Origin of the sequence: Pseudomonas sp. Z5-35, from assembly GCF_051131945.1 — a bacterium.
GTDB lineage: Bacteria > Pseudomonadota > Gammaproteobacteria > Pseudomonadales > Pseudomonadaceae > Aquipseudomonas > Aquipseudomonas marvdashtae.
In genome coordinates, this window is sequence record NZ_CP071640.1 from 2,917,244 (window position 1) to 2,939,769 (window position 22,526).

Here is a 22,526-nt window from a genome sequence, read left to right on the forward strand (position 1 = left end):
AGCGGAGGCCCATCATCATGGCCAACCTGAAAATCAAGAATCTGCAAAAAGGCTTCGAAGGCTTCTCCATCATCAAGGGCATCGACCTTGAAGTGAACGACCGGGAATTCGTGGTCTTTGTCGGCCCGTCCGGCTGTGGCAAGTCCACCTTGCTGCGCCTGATTGCCGGCCTCGAAGAAGTCAGCGACGGCACCATCGAACTGGACGGCCGGGACATCACCGAAGTCAGCCCGGCCAAGCGCGACCTGGCGATGGTGTTCCAGACCTATGCCCTGTACCCGCACATGAGCGTGCGCAAGAACATGTCCTTCGCGCTGGACCTGGCCGGCGTGCCCAAGGCCGAGGTCGAGAAGAAAGTCAACGAAGCGGCGCGCATCCTCGAGCTGGGGCCGATGCTGGAGCGCAAGCCCAAGCAATTGTCCGGCGGCCAGCGCCAACGCGTGGCCATTGGCCGAGCCATCGTGCGTAACCCGAAAATTTTTCTGTTCGACGAACCGCTGTCCAACCTCGACGCCGCCCTGCGCGTGCAGATGCGCCTGGAGCTGGCGCGCCTGCATAAAGAGCTGCAGGCCACCATGATCTACGTGACCCACGACCAAGTTGAAGCCATGACCCTGGCCGACAAAGTGGTGGTGCTCAACGGCGGGCGCATCGAGCAGGTCGGCTCGCCGCTGGACCTGTATCACCAGCCCGCCAACCTCTTCGTGGCCGGGTTCCTCGGCACGCCAAAAATGGGTTTCCTCAAGGGCAAGGTCACCGCACTGGACGGCCAGGGTTGCGAAGTCCTGCTGGACGCCGGGACGCGGATCAACCTGCCGTTGAGTGGTACAAGCCTGAGCGTTGGCGGCGCAGTAACCTTGGGCATTCGCCCGGAACACCTGAACCTGGCGCAACCGGGCGATTGCACGCTGCGAGTCACCGCCGACGTCAGCGAGCGGCTGGGCAGCGACACCTTCTGCCACGTCGTCACCGCCTCCGGCGAAGCCTTGACGATGCGCGTGCGCGGCGACCTGGCGAGCCGTTTCGGCGAGCAATTGGAGCTGCACCTGGACGCCGAACACTGCCATTTATTCGATGCCGAAGGCGTAGCGGTCACCCGTGCCCTGCGCGCTGCCGCCTGATTGCCGAGATTTTGCGATGAAACTCAACCGACAGAACCTGCACAACCTTAACGCCGAGGTCGCCCTGCCCGCCTATAACCTGAGCGACCGTCGCCAGGGCATCGTCCACATCGGCGTCGGCGGTTTCCACCGTGCGCACCAGGCGTATTACACCGATGCACTGATGAACACCGGCGAAGGCCTTGACTGGGCTATTTGTGGCGTGGGCCTGCGCGCCGAAGACCGCCGCGCCCGGGACGACCTGGCCGGCCAGGACTACCTGTTCACCCTCTACGAACTGGGCGACACCGATGACACCGAAGTGCGGGTGATCGGCGCCATCGCCGACATGCTGCTGGCCGAAGACGGCGCCCGTGCGCTGATCGACAAACTGGCCGACCCGCAAATCCGCATTGTCTCGTTGACCATCACCGAGGGCGGTTACTGCATCGACGACAGCAACGGCGAGTTCATGGCCCACCTGCCGCAGATCGAGCACGACCTGGCCCATCCGGACCAGCCGACCACGGTGTTCGGTTTCCTCTGCGCAGCCCTGGCCAAGCGCCGCGCCTTGGGGACGCCGGCGTTCACCCTGATGTCCTGCGACAACCTGCCCCACAACGGCGCGGTCACGCGCAAGGCGCTGCTGGCCTTCGCCGCGCTGCGTGACCCTGAGCTGGGACGGTGGATCGACCAGAACGTAAGCTTTCCCAACGCCATGGTCGACCGGATCACGCCGATGACCAGCAGCGCCCATCGCTTGCAGCTGCATGACGAACATGGCATCGATGACGCCTGGCCGGTGGTCTGCGAACCCTTTGTGCAGTGGGTGCTGGAAGACAAATTCGTCAGCGGTCGCCCGGCCTGGGAGAAGGTCGGGGTGCAGTTCACCGATGACGTTTCGCCCTATGAGGAGATGAAGATCAAGCTGCTCAACGGTAGCCATCTCGCCTTGACCTATCTGGGATTTCTCAAGGGCTATCGCTTCGTCCATGAAACCATGAACGACCCGCTGTTCGTGCGCTATATGCGCGCCTACATGGACCTGGATGTGACACCGCAACTGGCGCCGGTACCGGGCATCGACCTGAGCGAATACAAGAATACCCTGGTGGAGCGCTTCTCCAACCAAGCCATCGCCGACCAGTTGGAGCGGGTCTGTTCGGACGGCTCCTCGAAGTTTCCGAAATTCACCGTGCCGACCATTAACCGCTTGATCGCCGACGGCGCCGAAACCCGCCGCGCCGCGCTGGTGGTGGCGGCCTGGGCGGTGTACCTGAAGGGCGTGGACGAGAATGGCGTGAGCTATTCGATTCCCGACCCACGAGCGGCGTTCTGCCAGGCGCTGGTCGCCGACGACGTGCTGGTGACCCAGCGGGTGCTGGAGGTGGAAGAAATTTTTGGCACGGCGATCCCCCGTTCGCCCGAGTTCGTGGCAGCATTCGAATGGTGCTGCAACAGTTTGCGCGAGCATGGGGTGACGCGAACGCTGGAACGAATCCTCGCTGACACGGACTGAGCGGGCACGCTCCGCTCTTGTGGCGAGGGAGCTTGCTCCCTCGCCACGCAGGTTTTGTGTTTTGTTCTTTGTTCCGAGGATTTCCATGGCAAACCAACAACTGTTCCTGGGCATCGACTGCGGCACCCAAGGCACCAAGGCGCTGATCCTGGATGCGATCAGCGGCCAGGTACTTGGCCATGGTTCCGCAGCACACAGCATGATCAGCGGCGCCAACGGCCGTCGCGAACAAGACACCCAGCAATGGCTCGACGCGTTCACCCAGGCTACTCGGCAGGCGTTGTCGGCCGCCGGAGTCGATGGCCAGGCGATCCTCGGCATCGGCGTATCCGGCCAGCAGCATGGCCTGGTGCTGCTCGATGACCAGGGCCAGGTCCTGCGCCCGGCCAAGCTGTGGTGCGACACCGAGACGACCGCGCAAAACGATCGACTCCTGGCGCACCTCGGCGGTGAAAGTGGCTCCCTGGAGCGTCTCGGCGTGGTGATCGCTCCGGGATATACGGTTTCCAAATTGCTCTGGACCCAGGAACAGCATCCGCAAGTATTCGAACGCATCGCCAGCGCCCTGCTGCCTCACGACTTCCTCAATTACTGGCTGACCGGCCGCCATTGCAGCGAATATGGCGATGCCTCGGGCACCGGCTATTTCAACGTGCGCACCCGCCAATGGGACACGGATCTGCTGCGACATATCGACCCCAGCGGACGCCTGCAATCGGCCTTGCCGGAATTGATCGAGGCCCATCAGCCGGTCGGCAGGATTCTGCCGGAGATTGCCGCGCACCTTGGCTTGAACCCCGAGGCCGTGGTGGCCAGCGGTGGCGGCGACAATATGATGGGCGCGATCGGCACGGGCAATATCCAGCCCGGCGTGATCACCATGAGCCTCGGCTCCTCCGGCACGGTGTATGCCTATGCGGCGGAGCCCGTGGTCAGCCCGCAGGCGTCGGTGGCAACGTTCTGTTCTTCCAGCGGCGGCTGGTTGCCACTGATCTGCACCATGAACCTGACCAACGCCACCGGGGCGCTGCGTGAGTTGTTGGACTTGGACCTCGACGCGTTCAATAGCTTGGTCACCCAAGCGCCGATCGGTGCCGAAGGCGTCTGCATGCTGCCGTTCCTCAACGGCGAGCGAGTCCCCGCCCTGCCGAACGCCACCGGCAGCCTGCTGGGCCTGACGTCCACCAACCTGACCCGGCCCAATCTATGCCGCGCTGTGGTCGAAGGCACGACCTTCGGCCTGCGTTACGGCCTTGACCTACTGAGAGCCAATGGGCTCGAGGCGCAGAGCATTCGCCTGATCGGCGGCGGCTCGAAGAGCCCGGTCTGGAGGCAGATCGTCGCCGATATCATGGACACCACGGTCATCTGCACCGAACAGAGCGAAGCGGCTGCCCTGGGCGGGGCGATCCAGGCGGCCTGGTGCCATGGCGGCGCGCAAGAACAGTTGGCTGAACTGTGCCAGCGTTGCGTCAAGCTCGACCCGGCCAGCGAAACCCGGCCCATCGCCGAACAGGTCGCGGCGTCCCAACAAGCTTATGCACTTTATCGGCGACACGTCGCAACCCTTTGAGAGCAGGCAACTTATGTATCTGGTGTGTGGTGAAGCGCTGTTTGATCTATTCAGCGCAAACGAAGCGGCAGCTCCGGCTTCCCAAGTGAATTTCAAGGCAATCGCCGGCGGCTCGCCGTTCAACGTGGCGGTAGGGTTACGCCGGCTGGGGATCGAATCGGCATTGTTTGGCGGGCTGTCCACGGACTACCTTGGGCAACGCTTGCGACAGGTATTGACCGAAGAAGGCGTCAGCGCACAATTCACCCATGACTTCGACGCCCCCACCACCCTGGCGATGGTCGCCGTAGGGACCAACGGCTCGCCCCACTATAGCTTTCGTGGCGAAGGGTGTGCCGACCGGCAACTGAACCTGGCCCATCTACCGGATCTGGGCCCTGAAGTGCGTGGTTTGCATGTCGGCTCGTTTTCGCTGGTGGTGCAACCCATTGCCGACACGCTCCTGGCCCTGGTGCAACGAGAAAGCAGCCGGCGCCTAATCAGTTTCGACCCGAACGTGCGGCTTAACCCGCAACCAGACATTGAACTGTGGCGTTCACGAATTGCCACGTTAGTGCAATATGCCGACCTGATCAAAGTCAGCGATGAAGACCTGGGCCTGCTCTACCCCGACCGAGACCCGCATGAAGTGATCAGCGGCTGGCTGGAACATCGTTGCCAACTGGCATTTCTGACCCGTGGCGGTGACGGCGCGACGGTGTTCAGCCGTCATCATGGCGTCTGGTCGCTTGCCGCCTGTCCGGTCAAGATCGCCGATACCGTAGGCGCGGGCGATACGTTCCAGGCAGCACTGATCGCCTGGCTGACTGAGCACCAGTTGGACTGTGTGGAGGGTTTGAATTCGCTGACAGCGCAACAGATCAGCCAGATGCTTGATTTCGCCATGCGCGCTGCTGCACTGACTTGCAGCAAAATCGGACCGGACCTGCCTTATCGGCAGCAGCTCGGCTAGCCAATAGTTAAAACGCTGTACGCCGGGTTCGAACGAATTCGGACCCGGTCGTCAGGCTTGCAAGGTCGAGGGACGGTTAGCGTCCGCTCATCCGGTGTTGCTGGTGGAAATAGTTTCCTGAACCGTGATTTGCAGAAGCGCGCCCATGGTCCAGCTCTGTGCGCAGTTCGGCGATCAAGTCATTGATGGCGCGGCAGCCGGTAAGCTTGGTGGCATCGATGTCAGTCTTGACCAACGCTACGCGGTCGGTCTCGTGGTCGTCGTAAATCTTCACTGTCATCGACAAGTCCGGTGACAAGGTGCATTGCGAGCGCTTGGGTAGCAGGCTGCTTTCAATGATGTTTCGCATTTCGAGGGCAGATAAAAACATGGCAACTCTCTCCTGTTGAGGCAGCCAACTTATGTTCACGACGGCAGTATTTTCGTCCGATAGTTCCCTTCGGACTGGACTACGAATGCCTTACCGTTCGTTCATTTTGGCGTTTTCTGGTGTTGGAGCCCGTTCAATCGGACTCGGGTATCAACCCGCAAAAAACATGCCTGTACCTGGGTACATCTAGCCTGTTACAAATCAATCACTTAGCGATAAAATCAAGCGAAACGGTCGTGCAGAATGCAAGGAAGCGGTGTTTTTTTCATGCAAACTGCAATTGCCCGTTAGGCTTGCCAGGCTCAGAGTAGCCACTATTTCGACTTCATGGGCGGGCATCCGTCGGTTGCTCAAAAAAAACCGTGACGCGCCGGGCGATTCTCTTTAGACGGCCACGGCTGCGCGTTCCGCGACGTGGCGCAAGCTGTCAAAGTTGATGTTGGCCCCCGAGTCGATGGCCACCAGCGTCTGGCCTTGCGCTCCGCTGTCAGCCACGTACTGCTTGATACCCGCCACCGCCAAGGCGCCCGATGGCTCGGTGATCGAGCGCGTGTCGTCGTAGATGTCCCGGATCGCCGCGCAGAGCTGGTCGTTGGTGACGGTTATCACTTCATCGACACAGAATCGGCAGATATCGAAATGGCGTCCAGCGGACCTGGATGCTCGCGCAGGATCTCCATCGCGACCGTCCCCTGCCCAGCGATGACTTGCGGGTCGTCAAACGGCGAGACGAATTCCCGTCCGGTCTGCTGGGCCAGCTTCAAGGCGAATTCCAGAGCGAACGGAAAGCTGCCACCGTGCAGCAACGCCTCGGCGCCCCGGCTGCGCACGCCCAGTACCTTGAGCTGCGGCGTGGTGCTGGGCATGACAATGCAAGCGGAAATTCCCAGCTCCCGGGCAGCCAGCGCTACGCCTTGGGCATGATTACCCGCCGAAGCCGTGATCACGCCACGGCTGCGTTGCTCCTGGGTCAGTTGCACCAGTTTGTTGTAGGCGCCGCGAATCTTGAAGGAAAAGGTCGGCTGCAAGTCTTCGCGCTTGAGCAGGATCCGGTTTCCCAGGGCCTGCGACAGCGCTGGGGCCGCTTGCAACGGCGTGGCCACCGCCAGTTCATACACCGGCGCGGCCAGAATCATCTTGACGTAGTGCTCCAGCAGGGCTTGCTCGGCGCGGGTCGGGGTCATGGCGGTCTCCTGGTTCGAATGAAGCCCTGGAGACAGAAAGAAAAAACCCGCCTCTAGGGCGGGTTGGGTGCAGCCGTCAGCTAGCCCGCCAAATAAGGAATGGCGGTAATAATGCTTGGCTGGCTGCGCAGTACGGTGCAAGTCATGGCTGGACGTTAGCCGCGCGCGGTGGCCAAGTCAACGGAAATCCCGGCCCTGCTACCCGAACCTCATTGCATTCAAGGTCATTTAAGCCCGACCTTGTACAACGCACCGTCGCCTTCATCCGTCAGCACATACAGGAAACCATCCGGGCCCTGGCGAACGTCACGGATGCGTTCGCCAAGTTCACCGAGCAAGCGTTCCTCATGGACGACCTTGTCGCCTTCGAACTCCAGCCGGATCAAATCCTTGGAAACCAGCGCACCGATAAAGACATTACGCTGCCACGCCTTGAATCGGTCGCTGTCGTAGAACGCCATCCCGCTCAGGCCCGGTGATACCTGCCAGACGTGGTGCGGGCCCTCGGTGCCTTCGGCGGTCTTGCCCTGGGCTTCGGGGATTGGCGCGCCGGAATAATTGTCGCCATGGGTCGCCAGGGGCCAGCCATAGTTCTTGCCGCGTTCGATGATATTCAACTCATCGCCGCCCTTGGGCCCGTGCTCGTTCTCCCACAGCGTACCGTTCCAAGGGTTCAACGCCGCGCCCTGGGGATTGCGAATGCCGTAGGACCAGATTTCGGGCCGGACGTTTTTCTGACCAACAAAGGGATTGTCGTCCGGCACCTTGCCGTCGGGGTAGATGCGCACGATCTTGCCTTGCAGTTTGTCCAAGTCCTGGGCGGTCGGGCGATCGTTGTTTTCCCCCAGGGTGATGAACAGGTAGCCGTCCCGGTCAAACACCAGGCGCGAGCCGAAATGGTTGCCGGTGGAAAGCTTGGGTTGCTGGCGGAAGATCACATTGAAGTCTTTCAGACTCTTGAAGTCTTCGGACAATTGCCCGCGCCCGACGGCGGTGCCGGCCTTGCCGTCCTTGCCCGCCTCGGCATAGGAAAGGTAAACCGTGCGGTCCTGCTTGAAGTTCGGCGACAGCACAACGTCTAGCAAGCCGCCCTGGCTCCGAGCCCAAACATCCGGCACGCCGCTCAGCGGTGCTGAAAGCTTGCCGTCCGGGCTGACCCGCCGCAGGTTGCCCGACCGCTCCGTCACCAGCATTCCCTGTTGATCCGGCAGGAACGCCACTGACCAAGGGTGCTCAAGTCCCCGGGTCACTGTCGTTACTTCTACCGTGCCCTCCTCGCTTTTCATTTGCTCGGTCTGCGCGGCAGAGACCGGCGTGGCAAGGGTTAGGACAGCGCTGGCGCAAAAGGCCGCCAGGAGTGTTTTACGGATCATGCACACTTCCTTCTGTGGTGGGAAAAAAGACCGGCCTAGCGATTGCCGTTGTTGCTGTTTCTGGGCGGCGTGGGTGCCTCGATCGTCGGCCGCGCGGAACCCGATGGTTGCCCGGAGCGCGGGTAGCCGTTACCGATGCCGCCGTTTTCCAAGGTAGGCGGCCGGGGAACGGGCACGGTCGGGTTGTTCCGGATGTTCGGTACGTTGGGCTGGGTGCCCTGCATGCTGTTGGGATTGGCCCGGCGTATCGGACTGTTATAGGGATTGTTATTGCCCGGTAGATTCTGCGCCACGATCACCGAGCCCTGGTCGAAGGACGTGGCCTGGGCAGTAGCCGTCAGCAATAGCGCAATGGTGGCAATCATCAGCCTGTTCATTGGAATACCTCTTGGATTCAGGCATATCGAAAACACGCTACGCCGCAGGTTCGCGGTTGTTAAGCGAAATGTCCGCGCGAAGATGTAACCAGGCATCTCTGGGACGCCCGTTCCGCTGGCGCGATGGCCGCAGCCAGCCGGCGCGCGGTGGAAACTTTTGCCGGGGCTCGGAGGTCACCAGAGAGACTCATTTACCGGCAAGGAAAATCCACCATGGCACGGGCAATCTGGAAAGGCGCAATCAGTTTCGGGCTGGTCCACATTCCCGTGGCGCTGGTATCGGCCACCGCGTCCCAAGGCGTGGATTTCGACTGGTTGGACAAGCGCAGCATGGACCCGGTGGGCTACAAGCGCGTCAATAAGGTCACCGGCAAGGAGGTGACCAAGGACGACATCGTCAAAGGCGTGCAATACCAGAAAGGCCAATACGTGCTGATCAGCGAAGACGAAATCCGCGCCGCCCATCCCAAATCCACCCAGACCATCGATATTTTTTCCTTCGTCGACAGCGAAAAGATCCCCCTGCAGAACATCGACAAACCCTATTTCCTCGCGCCTGACAAACGCGGTGGCAAGGTCTATGCCTTGTTGCGCGAAACCCTGATCAAGACCAACAAAGTGGCGCTGGCCCATGTGGTGTTGCATACCCGCCAGCACTTGGCGGCGCTCATGCCTTTGGAGTCGGCCCTGGTGCTGGTGATGCTGCGCTGGCCCGCCGAGGTGCGCGAGCTCGACGTGCTGGAGTTGGGTGACGAAGTGACCAGCCCGACGCTGGCCAAGGGCGAGCTGGATATGGCCAAGCGCCTCGTGGAAGACATGAGTGGCGACTGGGAACCCGAGCAGTATCGCGACAGTTTCGAGGACAAGATCATGGAACTGGTGGAGAAGAAGGCCAACGAGGGCCGGCTCGAAGCGGTGGAAACCGACCCTGGCGAAGAACAGCGCAAGACCGCCGATGTCATCGACCTTACCGAACTGCTCAAGCGCAGCCTGGGCGGCAAGGGCAAGGCGCCGGACAAACCCGCCGAGAAGCCCGCGGCCAAATCCGCCAAGACCCGCAAGCCCGCTCCCGCTAAAAAAGCCACCAAGGCCTCCCGGGGCTAACCCCCAGGCGCCAGCAACACAAGGGAATCTGTCATGGCCAAGGCCGAGAGTGAATATGCCCGTCTGTCCGATGCCGCGCTGGACCCAGCGTCAGCTCCCCAGCCCCCCGGGAAAACCGCGCTGCCCGATCGACTGTTGCCGCAGCTGGCGACACCGGTCGAGCAACCGCCGGCCGGCGAATGGCGCTACGAAGTCAAGTTCGACGGTTATCGCCTGCTGGCCCGCATCGAAGGTGGCCAAATTCGCTTGTTCAACCGCAATCAGCTGGACTGGACCGACCGGCTGAAACTGCATGCCGATGCGCTGGCCGAATTGAATCTGGATAACAGCTGGCTCGACGGCGAGCTGGTGCTGCTTGATGACACCGGTCACTCCGATTTCGCAGCGCTGCGTCAAGCCTTCGAGATCGGCCGCACGGTAGACCTGATCTATTTCCTCTTCGACACGCCTTTTCTCAACGGCGTGGACCTGCGCCAGACGCCTGTCGAACAACGCCGCGCCGCCTTGAAAAAGGCCCTCAGTAACAACGCGAGCAAGCGCCTGCGCTTCTCCGAGGCGTTCTCCGCCAGCCAGGGCGATATATTTGAAAGTGCCAACGCGCTCGCACTCGACGGCGTGGTCGGCAAGCGCCTGGGCAGCCCGTATGAATCGCGACGCAGCCCCGACTGGGTGAAACTCAAGTGCCGATTGCGCCAGGCCTTCGTCATCGTCGGTTTCACCCGCCCCCAAGGCAAGCGCCACGGCTTTGGCGCGCTGTTGCTGGCGGTCAATGGGCCATCGGGCTTGGTTTACGCCGGTCGGGTCAGCAGCGGGTTCAGCCAATCGCACATCAAGCAGTTGCATGAGCAGCTGTGCACGTTGGAGCGCGACGCTTCGCCGCTGGCGGAACCGCTCAACGGCACGCGTAGCCGCAGCGTGAAATGGGTCGAGCCGACCCAGGTCTGTGACGTCGAGTTCACCGAATGGACTCGGGACGGCTTGGTCAACCAGGCCGTCTTCCTCGGATTGCCCCACGACAGGCCCTCCGGCACGATCACCCGTGAGCAACCGATGCCGATAAAAGCCGAGCCGACCAAACCCAAGTACCGCGGTAAAACGCGCACTGTGGAAGTCGCCGGGGTGAAGATCACCCATCCCGAACGCGTCATCGACAGCGTCAGCGGTGTCCACAAAGACGAGCTGGCCCGATATTACGCGGACATCGCTCCGTGGATCCTGCCGCACCTCAAGCAGCGGCCAGTAGCTCTGCTGCGCGCGCCGGACGGGATTGGCGAAGAGCAATTCTTCCAGAAGCACGCAGATCGCCTGGAGATTCCTCACATCAAACAGCTCAATCCGGCGCTGGATCCCGGCCACGCCGCGCTGATGGAAATAGACGGCGTCGCATCACTGGTCAGCGCGGCGCAGATGGGCACGGTAGAGTTGCACACCTGGACCGCGACCCATGACCGGATCGAGTCGCCGGACATGTTCGTCCTCGACCTTGACCCCGATCCGTCGCTGCCCTGGAGCGCCATGATCGAAGCCACCCGCATGACCCTGTCATTGCTCGACGAACTGGGTTTGCAGGCGTTCCTCAAGACCAGCGGCGGCAAGGGCATGCACATCATCGTGCCGTTGGCGCGCAGTGAAGGCTGGGACGCGACCAAGGCGTTCGCCAAGGCCATCTCGCAATTCATGACCCGGCAGATGCCCAAGCAAATCACCGCAACCATGGGACCAAAGAACAGGGTCGGCAAGATCTTCCTCGATTACCTGCGCAACTCGCGCGGCGCCAGTACGGTGGTCGCTTACTCAGTGCGCGCGCGGCCAGGGCTGCCAGTGTCGGTGCCCATCGCGCGGGCGGAGCTGGACGGCTTGCGCAACGCCCAGCAATGGGACATCTACACCGCCCTGGAACGGGCCAAGGGCTTGGGCGCGGATCCGTGGGAAGGCTACAGCCATCGCCAACGAATCACCGCCAGGATGTGGGAGCAGCTGGACGCGAAGAAACCTGGGGACTGAACCTTCAGATCCAGATGAACAGCGCCAGCAAGCCGCCGAAGAACGCCCATTTCTGCAGGTAATAGAGCGTGCGGTTGCGCTTCTTCAGGGCTTTGCCTTGCAGGCGAATCTTGTAGAGTCTGGAAAACGCTCGATTCAGTGCACCGGTCTTGTCGCTGGCCGCATCGTTGGGCGCGCCGGCAGCCGCCATCACGGTACGGCTGAACCAGCGGTTGAAGGCGGTGGCCCAACGAAATTTCATCGGCCGCTCCACGTCGCAGAACAAGATGATGCGGTTGTCTGGCGTGGTGTTCTCGGCGTAATGAATGAACGTCTCGTCGAACATCACCGCCTCGCCGTCGCGCCAATGGTAATGCTCGCCGTCGACGTTGATATAGCAGCCGGCCTCGTTGGGCGTTTCCAGGCCCAGGTGATAACGATAAGACCCGGCGTACGGATCGCGGTGACGCACCAGCTTCGAGCCTGGCGGCAGTTCGGCGAACATCGCCGCCTTGATCGAGCCGATGCTCTGCACCAGTTCTGTGGTACGTGGGCAAAGCTTCATCGCCGAGGGATGGCTGTCGCCGTACCATTTCAGGTAGAAGCGCTTCCAGCCGGTCTTGAAGAAAGAGTTGAAGCCCACATCGTCATACTGATTGGAACGCTTGATCTCCCCCGCCCGCAGCAGGTTCTGGCCTTCGGCGCGGATTTCCTCCCAATGCGCTTGCAAAGGACTCAGGTCGGGGAACTGCTCGGGGCTCAGGAATGGCTTGTTGGGCAGCTTCGAGCACAGGTACAGCAGGCAATTGATCGGCGCGAGAAAGGACGAGTGATCGCTCAGCTGGCGCCCGAGCTTGTGCCGTACGCGCCCACGCATGTGCACATAGCCAATTGAAAGAAGGTAGATCGCGACAATGATGAGCTTCACGGGATCGGTCTGGTCCAGGAGTGAACAGGCTGCTGCTCCTGGCCAGCCAAGCGGCAACGGAGCGTCAAGTGAGATGGCGATTTAGCCACAATTTGTAACTGAAGGTTATCCCTCAGTGGTGAAAAACTGTCTTGCCTGGGTAACACCCTATCGTTAATGCGGCCAGATCAGTACAATCGCCGCCAAATATCACGCGCCCCCTTGGCCGATGCCGGAAAACCCGGCTTCGGCGCAACTCCACTCGGTCCAGGCGCTCCGTATGCAGCTGTCCTCTTATGCCGGATGGACCCTTGCGCTTGCGACCGCGAAGCCTCTAGCGCGGTGCGGATCGGCGCAAACAGGTACTGAACAGGTACTGCCGCACCCTTAGCTACTCTGAATGTTCCGCAGGATAAACCTTTGATCTCTACAGCTAACATCACGATGCAGTTCGGCGCCAAGCCGCTGTTCGAAAACGTCTCTGTCAAATTCGGCGCGGGCAACCGCTACGGCCTGATCGGCGCCAACGGTTGCGGCAAGTCGACTTTCATGAAAATCCTCGGCGGCGACCTCGAGCCGTCCGGCGGCCAGGTCATGCTTGAGCCGAATGTGCGCCTGGGTAAACTTCGCCAGGATCAGTTCGCCTACGAAGAATTCACCGTGATCGATACCGTGATCATGGGCCACGAGGAACTGTGGAAGGTCAAGGCCGAGCGCGACCGCATCTACTCGCTGCCGGAAATGACCGAAGAAGACGGCATGGCCGTGGCCGAGCTGGAAACCGAGTTCGCCGAAATGGACGGCTACACCGCCGAATCCCGCGCCGGCGAATTGCTGCTGGGCCTGGGTATCGGCATCGAACAGCATTTCGGCCCGATGAGCGAAGTCTCGCCAGGCTGGAAGCTGCGCGTGCTGCTGGCCCAGGCGCTGTTCTCCGATCCGGAAGTGCTGTTGCTGGACGAACCGACCAACCACCTGGATATCAACACCATCCGCTGGCTGGAAAACGTGCTGACCCAGCGTTCGAGCCTGATGATCATCATCTCCCACGACCGTCACTTCCTGAACAGTGTCTGCACCCACATGGCGGACCTGGACTACGGCGAGCTGCGCCTGTTCCCGGGCAACTACGACGAGTACATGACCGTGGCGACCCAGTCCCGCGAGCAATTGCTGTCGGACAACGCCAAGAAGAAAGCGCAGATTTCCGAACTCCAGTCGTTCGTCAGCCGCTTCTCGGCCAACGCCTCGAAAGCCAAGCAGGCCACCTCTCGCGCCAAGCAGATCGACAAGATCCAACTGGCCGAGGTCAAGCCTTCGAGCCGTGTCAGCCCGTTCATCCGCTTCGAGCAGACCAAGAAACTGCACCGCCAGGCGGTCATCGTCGAGCGCATGGCCAAGGGCTTTGACGGCAAGCCGCTGTTCAAGGACTTCAGCTTCACCGTCGAAGCCGGCGAGCGCGTGGCGATCATCGGCCCGAACGGCATCGGCAAGACCACGTTGCTGCGCACCCTGGTCAATGAACTGAAACCCGATGCCGGTACCGTGAAGTGGACCGACGCCGCCGAACTGGGCTACTACGCCCAGGACCATGCCCACGACTTCGAAGATGACGTCAACCTGTTCGACTGGATGGGCCAATGGACTCAGGGCGGCGAACAGCTGGTTCGCGGCACCTTGGGCCGGATGTTGTTCTCCAACGACGAGATCCTCAAGTCGGTCAAGGTCATCTCCGGTGGTGAACAAGGCCGCATGCTGTTCGGCAAGCTGATCCTGCAGAAGCCGAACGTGCTCATCATGGACGAACCGACCAACCACTTGGACATGGAATCCATCGAAGCACTGAACCTGGCGCTGGAAAACTATCCGGGCACGCTGATCTTCGTCAGCCACGACCGTGAGTTCGTCTCGTCCCTGGCCACGCGGATCATCGAGCTGAGCGCCGACGGCGTGGTCGACTTCAGCGGCACCTATGACGATTACCTGCGCAGCCAGGGTGTGCTGTTCTAAGGGCAGCTTCGAGCGGTAAGCTTCAAGCGGCAAGTGAAAGGCCCGGTCCATGTGACCGGGCTTTTTGTATTTCCGGGGTAAGAAAGTGTTGCGTGCTCCATGGCTTGGCGAGCCTATTAGTTAGCCTGCTTCCTTTTCTCCCCTCCTCGCGCCATGATGAAGCTCTCCTGCCGCTGCCCGCGAACGAGCCCATGCCCACGCCCACGCCCACATCAGCCTCCAGTTCCCTGTCGATCACTTTGCAGATCGTCTCCATTGTTTTCTATACCTTCATCGCGTTTCTCTGCATCGGCCTGCCAATCGCTGTGTTGCCTGGCTATGTCCATGACCAACTGGGCTTCAGCGCGGTGGTGGCCGGGCTGACCATCGGTTCCCAATACCTGGCGACGCTGCTCAGTCGCCCCATGGCTGGACGGCTGTCGGACAGCATTGGCACGAAGCGGGCAATCGTCTACGGGTTGCTGGGGATTCTGCTCAGCGGCGTGCTGACGCTGATCTCAACGGTGCTGCAGGACTTCCCTCTGCCGAGCCTGCTGATCCTGATTGCCGGCCGGTTATTGCTCGGTGTCGCCCAGGGGCTGATCGGCGTCGGTACGATCAGTTGGTGCATGGGCCAAGTCGGAGTGGAACACACGGCCCGTTCGATTTCCTGGAACGGCATCGCTTCCTACGGCGCAATCGCTATCGGCGCCCCGCTGGGGGTGGTGATGGTCGATGGGTTGGGTTTCGCCAGCCTGGGCATCGCCTTGTCACTGCTCGCTGGCATGGCGTTGTTGCTGATTCGCAACAAGCCGTCGGTACCGGTCGTTCGTGGCGAGCGCCTGCCTTTCTGGGCGGTGTTTGGGCGCATTTCACCGTTTGGCGCCAGCCTGTGCCTGGCGTCGATCGGCTACGGCACGCTCACCACCTTCATCACCCTCTTCTATCTCAGCCGCGGCTGGACCGGCGCGGCGTGGTGCCTGACGGTGTTTGGCGTGTGCTTCATCCTGGCACGGCTGTTGTTCATTTCCAGCATCGCCCGCTTCGGTGGCTTCAGTTCGGCCATTGTCTGCATGAGCATCGAAACCCTGGGGCTGGTGTTGCTGTGGCTGGCGCCGTCGACCGCGTTTGCCCTGGTCGGCGCGGGACTGGCCGGCTTCGGGCTGTCGCTGGTGTACCCGGCGCTGGGCGTGGAGGCGATCAAGCAAGTGCCCAACAGCAGCCGGGGCGCCGGACTGAGCGCCTACGCGGTGTTCTTTGACTTGGCGCTGGCGATTGCCGGTCCGTTGATGGGCGCGGTGGCGTCGAACCTCGGCTACTCGTCGATCTTCTTCTTTGCTGCCTTGTTGTCAATCATCGGGCTGGGGCTGGCGTTGCTGCTGCGACGGCGTGCGGAAAGAGTCGATCACTGATCTGCGGTCCTTAGGCCGGCCCGGGTCGGCTTACCCAGTGCCTGGCTGAAAAAACGGCTGGCCTCGGAGATCATCGTGCGGTGGATGTCCTTGCGGTCGACGCCATCGGCATCGGTGCACAGCGCCGGCATCGCCGCGATCTGCTCCTCCGTGCAAGGCGCCATGAAGACGAAGTGCCCTGCCCCGGCCAACGTCTTGAAATCCGGCGCGGTGGGCAGCTTGCGGGCCAAGGCTGCAGCATTCTTGTCGAAGGCCACCAGCTTGTCGCCGTCACCGCTATAAAGCAGCACCGGCACATGGACGTCGGCCAGCGTGTGCCGACCGAACTTCAAACTCAACGGTGCCATCAGCAATAACGCGCGGACCCTGGGGTCGGCCACCGGCAACAGGTCGTCGCGGTCGGCAATCAGTTCGCCCTGGGTGTTGCAGGCGTCACGGTCATCCGGGCGTTCCTGGCAGTAGCGGCGCAAGCGATTGAGATCTGGAGTGGCACCGGAAAGGATCAAGGCGGTTTCGCCACCGGCGGAATAGCCGATGACACCCACCTGCCGCGCGTTGACGTAAGGCGAGAGCATCGGATCGTTCAATGTCGCGGTGATCGCTTCGGAGATCTGGATCGGCCGCCCATACAAGTTGCTCAAGGTGCCGAGCCGGCTGTGGTCCTGGGCATTGTCGCCGGGATGAATCACCGCCACCACGACAAACCCCTTGCGCGCCAGCGACGTGGCCAGGTCATGCAGCGCCAGCGGCGTGCCGGTATTGCCGTGGGACAGCATCAGCAGCGGGAAACGGCCGATGGCGATCTGCGCGTTGGGCGCCGCGTCGATCTGGTAGCCGCCCAACGCGCTGGATTGCTCCCCGGCGGTTGACGGATAGAACGCGATGGCATGCATTGGCTGGTGGTCCAGCGGATCAAGGAAGCTCAGCTCGTGAAATCCGGCGCTCCAATGCGGATGTGGCCCCGGTGCGGCTTGCACCGAACCGAACCCGCTCAAGCAACAAAGCAACAGCGCTGCACCAAGTCGTGTCATTGGATAATCCACCTTCAACCGCCGATCGGGAGCCCATTGGCTCACGGTTCCGGTCGTGCATGATCTGCGCCATGAATTCCGACGCCGAATGCGGGAAAACCCCGCATCCCAGCCATCCATTGACGACGAGAATACAGGGTTTTGCGAAGGTTGCCCGCAGGGCTTGGCGCCTTTACGCAAGCCTTACGCGGCGGCGAATTGCTGGCTGATCTGCAGCTTGGCTTGGCTCATGCCCTTGGCACGCATGTCGTCTCCTTTGGCCAGGCCTTCAGCACGGACGAACTCGATGTCGGTAATGCCAAGAAAGCCGAACATGTGCTTGAGATAATCTTCATGGCCCACGCTACTCGGCTGTCCGGCATGCAGGCCGCCGGCGGTGGAAACGATCACCAGTTTCTTGCCGCCGCACAGACCTTCAAAGCCTGCATCGCCGTAGCGGAACGTTTGGCCGGCCACGGCGATACGGTCAATCCAGGCCTTGAGCTGCGTCGGGATGGTGAAGTTGTACATGGGTGCGGCGATGACCAGCGCGTCTGCTGCCTGGAACTCGGCCATTGTTTCTGCGCTGAGATCAGCTTCGTACTTGAGGGCGGCATCGCGCAGTTCGGCGCTGGTGCCAGCGGCAACGAGCGTCTGGGCGGAAAAGTGGCTGATGGCGTCGGCGGCCAAATCACGATAAGTGACGGTAATAGCCGGCTCGGCGGCTTTCCAGGCCTGCACCAGTTCACGGCTCAATTGGCGCGAAGCCGAGTTGTCGCCAAGGATGCTCGAATCGATATGCAACAGTTTCATGTGAATGCTCTCCTGAGTGAGGATCGCAACCAGGCGATCAAGTGCGAACAATCCTATCGATGAAACCAATAGCCGATAAGACCGCAAGAATGCGATAGTTCGTCCCACACACAGGACAATCGAAGCCACTATGCAAGACCTCAACGATCTGTACTACTTCGCCAAGGTGGTCGAAGCCGGTGGCTTCGCGGCCGCCGGACGCTTGCTGGGCATCCCCAAGTCGCGCCTGTCACGGCGTATCGCCGAGTTGGAAGAGCGCCTCGGCGCCCGCCTGCTGCAACGCACCACTCGCCAGTTGAAGCTGACGGCAGTGGGCGAACGCTACCTGAGCCATTGCCAGGCCATGTTGCTCGAAGCGGAGATGGCTGACGAGGCGGTGGCGAGCATGTCCAGCGAACCCCGCGGGCGGTTGCGAGTGTCGAGCCCGGTGGGGCTGGCTCATCAATTCCTGCCCGTGATCATCGAAACCTTTCTGGCGAAATTTCCCTTGGTCCAGCTGGAAATGACCCTGCTCAATCGGCGCGTGGACCTGATTGGCGAAGGCATCGACGTGGCGTTGCGCGTGCGCGACGTGGGCGACGAAGACCCGTTGCTGATGACCCGCCGCCTGCGCCAGGCCCGACTGACACTGGTTGCCAGCCCGGCATTCGTCGAAGGACGGCGAATCGAAACCCCGGACGACCTCAAGCAACTGCCGGTGCTGGGGGCACTGGACGCCGATCGGCTGGTTCATCTGCGCCTGCTCGACCGCAATGGGCAAAGTACCGAACTGGCCCTGGAGGCACGCCTGGGCATCGATGATTTCATCGTGCGCCGCGCCTGCGCCCTCGCCGGCCTGGGCATTACCTTGCTGCCCAGCATGTATTGCGAACAGGAGTTGCTTGACGGCAGGTTGGTGGAATTGTTGCCTGGATGGTCATCGCCCGATGGTTGGCTGTTGGCAGTCTATCCTCACCGGCGCGGCATGCTGCCGGCGGTGCGCGCGTGGATCGATCATCTGGTGGCGGCTTTCGAACAATGCGGGGACACAACGATATGAGTTTGAGCGAAGAGGACGTCGCACGGTTTTGCCTGGCTCTGCCAGGCGCCCGGGAAGACTACAAGTGGGGCGGCGTGCGGGTGTTTTCCATCGCCGCAAACAAAATGTTCGCCCTGCAAAACCTGCGGGGCGACTCATTGGCGTTCAAGGTCGACAAGGACCTGTTCCTCGGTCATTGCGACCGCCCGGGCATTCACCCGGCGCCTTATCTGGCGCGCGCGCAATGGATCATCATGCAGGCCCCCTACCCGCTGGGCGCCGACGAGTTGCGTGGTTTGCTGCAACGCTCCCATCAACTGGTGGTCAGCAAGTTGCCCAAGCGCACGCAGGTTGGGTTGCTGTTGGGCATTGGGCAACTCGACAATCAGGTTGGCGGCCAGGCTTTCACGCAGCATGGTAGTGATGACCCTCCAGGGTTCGTTTGACCCTTCACAGCCAGGGTGACAATCGCCCTGCCAAGAAAGCATGTGCCCGAGGATACTGCGCCGCAGCCAGCAGGCGCGATGAAGGCGGCACATTAACAACTCCAGACACTTAGTCCCCGTGGCGAGGGAGCTTGCTCCCGCTCGGCTGCGCAGCAGTCGCAAAACCGACTGATGAGGTCCGCCTGCAAGAACGCCAGGGGCCTACTGCGCAGGCCAGCGGGAGCAAGCTCCCTCGCCACGGGGAACGGTGTCGCCGCTAACGGTAGCGGTGTTTTCAGAACTGCCAGTAGAACATTCCCTTCGCCAGCACCACGATCACCAGCATGTGCCCGAGGATACTGCGCCGCAGCCAGCAGGCGCGGTCAGGCGTCAGCCGGCCGCTTTTGAGCCAGTATGCGAGCCAGACGTAATGACCGACGATGCTCAGGGCCAACAGAATCTTCAGACTCAGCAGCAGGCCGAAGCTGTTGCTCAACGGCTGGCCCAAGGCGCCGCGATGCTGCCATGCCAGGGCAATGCCGGCGCCGTACAGCACCAGTACGACGCCATGCAGTACGTGCCGAGAACGCTTGGCGATGGCTTGGTCGGCGGCGTCGCGGATACCTTGCGTCAGCGGCTGTCGGGCGGCGTGCCAGATAACCACCTCGAAAAACAGCGTGCCGATGAAGGCGATGGCCGCCAACAGGTGCGTAACCAGCAAGACCCCGTACATTATCGATTCCCCCTGCCCGCTCGACTCATCCCGGATGCCCGTCCACGCGAGCCTTGAGCAGCATCGGTCCATAGCGCCAGGCGTAGAGGCCGAACGCCAATGTCCAGCACAGCCCCGCGATCCACAGCGCGGCAAACGGCAAGATCAGCACCAACAACACCCGGCTGAAACACGCGAGGTTCAACAGAATGAACGCCAGGGTCATGCCCGCCGGCGGTTCGAGAGCGCGCCCAGTGTGGCCCAGGCTGACGCGGGCGATCATCGCCAGGATCAGTCCGGCCATGGCGCCGATGGTCAGGCTGTGCACCGCCAGGCTCGGGTTCACCGGCACCCCGAAATGCCACAGCGCCATGCCCAGGCAGGCCAATGCCAGCCAGGCGTAGGCCAGGTGTAACGACCACAGCAGCGGCACCCGCCACAGATCCCGATCATGCCAGCGCACCAGTCGAATCCCGTGCCCCACCGCCAACGCGGTGAACAACAGGCCGACCCAGACGCTGGCCGACAATGCCGGACCGAAGGCATACAGCAACGCCACCAGCGCCGAACCCGCCAGCAACAGGCGGTCGAGCCACGGCCAAGGGGCCACGCCTTCCACCCGACCGAGGCCACGCTGGGTAAAGAACGGAATCACCCGCCCGCCAATCAACCCCATCATCGCCGCTACCAGCCACAGGCCGGCGAGCACGCCTTGACGCTGCAGGCCTTCGTCGTGTTGTACCAGGCCGTACACCGACAAGCCATCGGCGGCGGCCAACAGCAGCAATACCAGCACGATCGGGTAATTTCGCTTCTGCCGCACACGCCACAACGCCAGGCCCATCAGTGCTGCCACCGCCAAGGCAAAACCCAGCTCCAGCAGTGTCAACAGCGGCCAGGGCGCATCGACCAGCCAGGCCAGCCGAGCGCCCAGCCACAACAACGCCAGCGTGGCCAAGCGCTTGCCGCTGAGCCCCGGGGTGCCGGTCCAGGTCTGCACCGCCGTCAGCAGGAACCCGGCGATGATTGCCGGGCCGAAACCGAACAACAATTCATGACGGTGCCAGGCCAGCCAGCCGCCGGCCGGTTGCCAGGCCGACAAGCGCCCGGTAAACGCGGCGAGCCAAAAGGGAATGGCCAGCAGCGCTAGCACGCAACCGGCCAGAAAGAACGGCCGAAACGCCAGGCGCCACAGCGGCGCGATGGCCATGGCCTTGCGACGGTCAAGCAATTGCATACACCACTCCTTTGCCTCGCTGAACCGTCAGCGAGGTACGACAAACCAGGGTTCGAATGATCGGCTATCGACGCCGGCAGGCCTTGTCTCAGATCAAGCCAGCGCGTCGGCGACCTCCCGTCTCGAACAGGCACTTGCAAGGGGCTTGCCGAACGGGATCATTGTGGGAGCCGGGCTTGCCCATGAAGAGGCCAGAAGCCATTGCGCAAACGCTTGGATTGACCACCCGCCGACCCGCACCGCCGCTTTCTCAACCGGCACAGCGATAACACTCAATTGGCGATCAAACTTGACGAACGGATCGAGGCCAGAGGGGATTGCGTGTTGCGAAAACATCAGCACCTTTTGTCGGATATTGACGTCGACCTGTCAGTCCTGACAGTAGACCACCCTCCATTTGTCGCGCCCAATCAGGTGGCGCTGCGATCTCCAATGTCCGGCTCCACGGGCAGGGTCAAAAGCGCTTGTGACCGGAGAAACCAAAGATGAAAAATCTGGATGATTTTGTCGATTTCGAAGATGGAAGGCACGGCTGGGAAAATGATCTTGGATCTCTGGATGGAACACTCGAAGAGGAAGACACCCCAACAGGCAAGAATACTTTCTGGTCCGGCAGGCTGAAAGCGAAACACACCCAAGAAGAATTTGAGATTTCTGCTTCTCTCGCCAAGATGTTTTTCTTTTCTAGCGAAGGGCAGCAGGACGGGATATTTAATATATCTTTCGACTACCGCGTTCATTGGCCGGAGCAGGGAGAAGCAATACGGATATATCTCATGGCTTCAGGAGAAGTACCGCTGGGCTATTCCCGTACTTTAATAGATGAGAGAACTCCAGTGGACGAGTGGCTCCAATTTCCTTTAGCTAGCCTTCACTACGCCCGCAACAGGATGACCCCTGTCTTGATCGGCGCGCATGGCTCGCTTGAGAACCATGCGTCCTCCCGTAAGATAGACATCGATAACATCAGGGTTGTGGAATTGCCCGTTAAAAAATAGAAACTCACGAACGGCCGCCTGACGTCAAGCACTTGCATACACCGCTCCTTTGCCTCGCCGGACCATAGTCATCGCCTGCTGGCGGATTTCGCTAGCCTGCCCGATACACCGCAACACAGCGCCGACCCGCTGAACCTGTTCGTGGTAGTGGAGGCTGGAAATCATCATGTCGACATCGTTGACGGCGACCGTTTCGAAGTCCTGGCGCGTTTCGCCTCGCATTTTGCCGTGCATGGCGGGCCGAAGTTTTCGCCGGACGGACGCTTCGTCTATTTCGCCTCCCGGGACGGCTGGATCAGCCTGTACGACCTGCGTAACCTCGAACTGATCGCCGAGGTCCGGGCCGGACTCAATACTCGGAACCTGACGGTGAGCAAGGATGGTCGCTGGGTGCTGGTGGGCAACGAGATCAAGCGCCTGCCGATGAACAAGCCGTCCGGCAAGTACAACGAGGGCAACAAGATCGAGTT

General features: G+C 61.4%; 18 protein-coding genes and 3 pseudogenes. 12 read left to right on the plus strand and 9 right to left on the minus strand.

Features of this window, described 5'->3' with window-relative positions; translation table 11 throughout:
* Nucleotides 1–17 precede the first annotated feature (17 nt).
* The 4 genes from J3P95_RS13375 to J3P95_RS13390 all read left to right on the plus strand — a co-directional run bounded on the left by J3P95_RS13375 (nucleotide 18) and on the right by J3P95_RS13390 (nucleotide 5,144).
* On the plus strand, nucleotides 18–1,121 hold the full coding sequence (locus J3P95_RS13375; protein WP_434557318.1) for an ABC transporter ATP-binding protein: 1,104 nt from the start codon (nucleotides 18–20) through the stop codon (nucleotides 1,119–1,121).
* 16 nt (nucleotides 1,122–1,137) lie between these two features.
* The gene (locus J3P95_RS13380) at nucleotides 1,138–2,619 is read left to right on the plus strand and encodes a mannitol dehydrogenase family protein (RefSeq protein ID WP_434581017.1); all 1,482 of its coding nucleotides are present in this window, start codon (nucleotides 1,138–1,140) and stop codon (nucleotides 2,617–2,619) included.
* A gap of 85 nt (nucleotides 2,620–2,704) precedes the next feature.
* Nucleotides 2,705–4,192, plus strand: a complete 1,488-nt coding sequence (gene xylB, locus J3P95_RS13385) for a xylulokinase (protein ID WP_434581015.1) — start codon at nucleotides 2,705–2,707, stop codon at nucleotides 4,190–4,192.
* 13 nt (nucleotides 4,193–4,205) lie between these two features.
* Nucleotides 4,206–5,144, plus strand: a complete 939-nt coding sequence (locus tag J3P95_RS13390) for a carbohydrate kinase family protein (protein WP_434581013.1) — start codon at nucleotides 4,206–4,208, stop codon at nucleotides 5,142–5,144.
* 76 nt (nucleotides 5,145–5,220) lie between these two features.
* Here J3P95_RS13390 and J3P95_RS13395 read toward each other — a convergent pair whose 3' ends face one another.
* The 4 genes and pseudogenes from J3P95_RS13395 to J3P95_RS13410 form a co-directional block, all read right to left on the minus strand.
* Entirely contained in the window at nucleotides 5,221–5,514 is a 294-nt protein-coding gene (locus J3P95_RS13395) for a DUF1652 domain-containing protein (RefSeq protein ID WP_434557322.1), read from the minus strand.
* A gap of 384 nt (nucleotides 5,515–5,898) precedes the next feature.
* Nucleotides 5,899–6,698, minus strand: a pseudogene (locus J3P95_RS13400) (pyridoxal-phosphate dependent enzyme).
* A 224-nt stretch (nucleotides 6,699–6,922) separates the two neighbouring features.
* On the minus strand, nucleotides 6,923–8,071 hold the full coding sequence (locus J3P95_RS13405) for a PQQ-dependent sugar dehydrogenase (RefSeq protein ID WP_434581011.1): 1,149 nt from the start codon (nucleotides 8,069–8,071) through the stop codon (nucleotides 6,923–6,925).
* A 35-nt stretch (nucleotides 8,072–8,106) separates the two neighbouring features.
* Nucleotides 8,107–8,448 carry a hypothetical protein gene (locus J3P95_RS13410; protein WP_434581009.1) on the minus strand — a complete coding sequence of 114 codons (342 nt, stop codon included), beginning with the start codon at nucleotides 8,446–8,448 and terminating at the stop codon, nucleotides 8,107–8,109.
* 213 nt (nucleotides 8,449–8,661) lie between these two features.
* Here J3P95_RS13410 and J3P95_RS13415 point away from each other — a divergent pair, with 213 nt between their 5' ends.
* Both J3P95_RS13415 and ligD read left to right on the plus strand, forming a co-directional pair.
* On the plus strand, nucleotides 8,662–9,552 hold the full coding sequence (locus J3P95_RS13415) for a Ku protein (RefSeq protein WP_434557325.1): 891 nt from the start codon (nucleotides 8,662–8,664) through the stop codon (nucleotides 9,550–9,552).
* A 33-nt stretch (nucleotides 9,553–9,585) separates the two neighbouring features.
* The gene (gene ligD / locus J3P95_RS13420; RefSeq protein WP_434581006.1) at nucleotides 9,586–11,556 is read left to right on the plus strand and encodes a DNA ligase D; all 1,971 of its coding nucleotides are present in this window, start codon (nucleotides 9,586–9,588) and stop codon (nucleotides 11,554–11,556) included.
* Nucleotides 11,557–11,560: 4 nt separating this feature from the next.
* Here the strand turns inward: ligD and lpxO are convergent, their stop codons facing one another.
* Nucleotides 11,561–12,463 carry a lipid A hydroxylase LpxO gene (lpxO, locus tag J3P95_RS13425; protein WP_434581004.1) on the minus strand — a complete coding sequence of 301 codons (903 nt, stop codon included), beginning with the start codon at nucleotides 12,461–12,463 and terminating at the stop codon, nucleotides 11,561–11,563.
* A gap of 399 nt (nucleotides 12,464–12,862) precedes the next feature.
* On the opposite strand from lpxO, the gene J3P95_RS13430 reads away from it, so the two are divergent.
* Together J3P95_RS13430 and J3P95_RS13435 are read left to right on the plus strand one after the other, a co-directional pair.
* Nucleotides 12,863–14,452, plus strand: coding sequence for an ABC-F family ATPase (locus tag J3P95_RS13430; RefSeq protein WP_186610222.1), 1,590 nt, complete (start codon nucleotides 12,863–12,865; stop codon nucleotides 14,450–14,452).
* Between the two features lie 191 nt (nucleotides 14,453–14,643).
* Nucleotides 14,644–15,843 carry an MFS transporter gene (locus J3P95_RS13435; protein WP_434581002.1) on the plus strand — a complete coding sequence of 400 codons (1,200 nt, stop codon included), beginning with the start codon at nucleotides 14,644–14,646 and terminating at the stop codon, nucleotides 15,841–15,843.
* On the opposite strand, the gene J3P95_RS13440 is transcribed toward J3P95_RS13435, so the two are convergent.
* Together J3P95_RS13440 and J3P95_RS13445 are read right to left on the minus strand one after the other, a co-directional pair.
* On the minus strand, nucleotides 15,837–16,874 hold the full coding sequence (locus tag J3P95_RS13440) for an alpha/beta hydrolase family protein (protein ID WP_434581000.1): 1,038 nt from the start codon (nucleotides 16,872–16,874) through the stop codon (nucleotides 15,837–15,839). The genes J3P95_RS13435 and J3P95_RS13440 overlap by 7 nt on opposite strands.
* Before the next feature lie 183 nt (nucleotides 16,875–17,057).
* The gene (locus J3P95_RS13445; protein WP_434557330.1) at nucleotides 17,058–17,666 is read right to left on the minus strand and encodes an FMN-dependent NADH-azoreductase; all 609 of its coding nucleotides are present in this window, start codon (nucleotides 17,664–17,666) and stop codon (nucleotides 17,058–17,060) included.
* 130 nt (nucleotides 17,667–17,796) lie between these two features.
* Here J3P95_RS13445 and J3P95_RS13450 point away from each other — a divergent pair, with 130 nt between their 5' ends.
* On the plus strand, nucleotides 17,797–18,705 hold the full coding sequence (locus J3P95_RS13450; RefSeq protein ID WP_434557331.1) for a LysR substrate-binding domain-containing protein: 909 nt from the start codon (nucleotides 17,797–17,799) through the stop codon (nucleotides 18,703–18,705).
* A pseudogene (locus tag J3P95_RS13455) lies at nucleotides 18,702–19,049 on the plus strand (MmcQ/YjbR family DNA-binding protein); the annotation flags it as partial. The gene J3P95_RS13450 and the pseudogene J3P95_RS13455, both read left to right, overlap by 4 nt.
* Nucleotides 19,050–19,404: 355 nt before the next feature.
* On the opposite strand, the gene J3P95_RS13460 reads toward J3P95_RS13455, so the two are convergent.
* Together J3P95_RS13460 and J3P95_RS13465 are read right to left on the minus strand one after the other, a co-directional pair.
* Nucleotides 19,405–19,842: a hypothetical protein gene (locus J3P95_RS13460; RefSeq protein ID WP_434580998.1), complete on the minus strand. Its 438-nt coding sequence runs from the start codon at nucleotides 19,840–19,842 to the stop codon at nucleotides 19,405–19,407.
* Nucleotides 19,843–19,867: 25 nt separating this feature from the next.
* Nucleotides 19,868–21,058 carry an NnrS family protein gene (locus J3P95_RS13465; RefSeq protein ID WP_434557333.1) on the minus strand — a complete coding sequence of 397 codons (1,191 nt, stop codon included), beginning with the start codon at nucleotides 21,056–21,058 and terminating at the stop codon, nucleotides 19,868–19,870.
* 485 nt (nucleotides 21,059–21,543) lie between these two features.
* On the opposite strand from J3P95_RS13465, the gene J3P95_RS13470 reads away from it, so the two are divergent.
* Both J3P95_RS13470 and J3P95_RS13475 read left to right on the plus strand, forming a co-directional pair.
* Nucleotides 21,544–22,056: a hypothetical protein gene (locus tag J3P95_RS13470; RefSeq protein WP_434557334.1), complete on the plus strand. Its 513-nt coding sequence runs from the start codon at nucleotides 21,544–21,546 to the stop codon at nucleotides 22,054–22,056.
* Nucleotides 22,057–22,146: 90 nt separating this feature from the next.
* Nucleotides 22,147–22,461 (plus strand): annotated as a pseudogene (locus J3P95_RS13475) (cytochrome D1 domain-containing protein); the annotation flags it as partial.
* Nucleotides 22,462–22,526 lie beyond the last annotated feature (65 nt).

Coding starts and splice junctions, on each gene's coding strand:
- J3P95_RS13470 (WP_434557334.1), top strand. CDS start 21,544: ATGAAAAATCTGGATGATTTTGTCGATTTCGAAGATGGAAGGCACGGC.
- J3P95_RS13435 (WP_434581002.1), top strand. CDS start 14,644: ATGCCCACGCCCACGCCCACATCAGCCTCCAGTTCCCTGTCGATCACT.
- J3P95_RS13440 (WP_434581000.1), bottom strand. CDS start 16,874: ATGACACGACTTGGTGCAGCGCTGTTGCTTTGTTGCTTGAGCGGGTTC.
- ligD (WP_434581006.1), top strand. CDS start 9,586: ATGGCCAAGGCCGAGAGTGAATATGCCCGTCTGTCCGATGCCGCGCTG.
- J3P95_RS13405 (WP_434581011.1), bottom strand. CDS start 8,071: ATGATCCGTAAAACACTCCTGGCGGCCTTTTGCGCCAGCGCTGTCCTA.
- J3P95_RS13460 (WP_434580998.1), bottom strand. CDS start 19,842: ATGTACGGGGTCTTGCTGGTTACGCACCTGTTGGCGGCCATCGCCTTC.
- J3P95_RS13450 (WP_434557331.1), top strand. CDS start 17,797: ATGCAAGACCTCAACGATCTGTACTACTTCGCCAAGGTGGTCGAAGCC.
- xylB (WP_434581015.1), top strand. CDS start 2,705: ATGGCAAACCAACAACTGTTCCTGGGCATCGACTGCGGCACCCAAGGC.
- J3P95_RS13415 (WP_434557325.1), top strand. CDS start 8,662: ATGGCACGGGCAATCTGGAAAGGCGCAATCAGTTTCGGGCTGGTCCAC.
- J3P95_RS13380 (WP_434581017.1), top strand. CDS start 1,138: ATGAAACTCAACCGACAGAACCTGCACAACCTTAACGCCGAGGTCGCC.
- J3P95_RS13375 (WP_434557318.1), top strand. CDS start 18: ATGGCCAACCTGAAAATCAAGAATCTGCAAAAAGGCTTCGAAGGCTTC.
- J3P95_RS13445 (WP_434557330.1), bottom strand. CDS start 17,666: ATGAAACTGTTGCATATCGATTCGAGCATCCTTGGCGACAACTCGGCT.
- J3P95_RS13390 (WP_434581013.1), top strand. CDS start 4,206: ATGTATCTGGTGTGTGGTGAAGCGCTGTTTGATCTATTCAGCGCAAAC.
- J3P95_RS13395 (WP_434557322.1), bottom strand. CDS start 5,514: ATGTTTTTATCTGCCCTCGAAATGCGAAACATCATTGAAAGCAGCCTG.
- J3P95_RS13465 (WP_434557333.1), bottom strand. CDS start 21,058: ATGCAATTGCTTGACCGTCGCAAGGCCATGGCCATCGCGCCGCTGTGG.
- J3P95_RS13410 (WP_434581009.1), bottom strand. CDS start 8,448: ATGAACAGGCTGATGATTGCCACCATTGCGCTATTGCTGACGGCTACT.